The sequence below is a fragment of the Phormidesmis priestleyi ULC007 genome, assembly GCF_003003695.1.
Lineage (GTDB): Bacteria > Cyanobacteriota > Cyanobacteriia > Leptolyngbyales > Leptolyngbyaceae > Phormidesmis_A > Phormidesmis_A priestleyi_A.
This window is the reverse complement of sequence record NZ_PVWG01000128.1, coordinates 1-1,128: the sequence shown is the minus strand read 5'-3', so window position 1 is coordinate 1,128 and position 1,128 is coordinate 1. Positions and strand designations below refer to the sequence as shown.

At 51.1% G+C, this 1,128-nt stretch carries 1 pseudogene; it reads right to left on the bottom strand.

Annotated elements, in window-relative coordinates:
* Positions 1-7: 7 nt before the first annotated feature.
* A pseudogene (locus C7B65_RS26990) lies at positions 8-1,070 on the bottom strand (IS630 family transposase).
* Positions 1,071-1,128 lie beyond the last annotated feature (58 nt).

The following is a 1,128-nucleotide window of genomic DNA, read 5'->3' as shown; positions in this document are numbered from 1 at the left end:
TAAGTAGCTAGGCGCAATTAAATATAAAACGCTCCAGTGAGTACTCACCCGATTGACTCCGGGATTCCATCCCCCGCATCACCACCTTGGCTAAGTCATACTGATTATCGAACATCTGTCCAGCGATTTCATGGGACTTGAGTTGATGCCATTCGCCTTCAATCAGATTCATTTCTGAACAATAGGGGGCAAGAAAGTGGATCAATAAACCTTGTGCTTCCCACCTTTGCCATTGCTCACGGGTGAGGCGACTGGTATGCAAAGAGCCATTATCTTGCACCACCACGGTCAACCGCCCGGTTGCGGCTAAGGTCTGCGCGGCTTTCTCGGCGACCCAATCCATCACCTGGATATAACTCTGACTCTTGAAACCTCCTTGTGCCAAGGCATACTCAAATTGCTCCCCAGGCTGCCATAACCCCAGAATGCTAATCCGGTTGCCATAGCGTTGGTGAGTCTGTTCCATCCGTTTCTGCTCTCCAACGCGACTATAACTGTAGCTGACGGGACTCCAAAGGCAGAACCCGGCTTCGTCCAAATACTTCAGGTCGATATGTCCTTCCTGTTGGGCTAACTGTAGAGTTTCTAAATCGGCTAGTTTTAACGCCTTTTTGAGAGGGTCTTGGTTTCGACGATGGCTATGCCGAGTCCGTTTCCACCGATAGTTTTTTTTTGAGCAAGCGCCGCAAACGGTCGCTGCTTAAATCGACTGAGCGCTCCTGCTTCAGTTTTTTGGCGAGTTGCACACTGTTATAGGTGCGGGGTTCCGCTTCTAGACACGTACTCAGGTAATCTAAGTCGGCAGCTTGCCATTTCGGCTTTGCGCCCCGTCCCGGAGCTTCCCACAGACCGCCTAATCCACCCGCTTCCCAGCGGCGTAATGTCGCGCGCACCGTATGCTCATGGCAATGGAATACTTCCGCAATCATGGGCACGTTCCAGCCTTCCGCATTTAAGCGCAACATGTGGGCCCGGTCACGGGTTCGTTGAGGGACACTTTGAGCCTCTCGTAATTCAGCTAACGTGCGATCCTCTTCTGAAGTCAAAATGATCCGGAGGGGAGCAGGCATAAGGAGGGGTTAATTAGAGGGTCTTCCTATCTTATATTTAACTTCACCCTCCTACTTA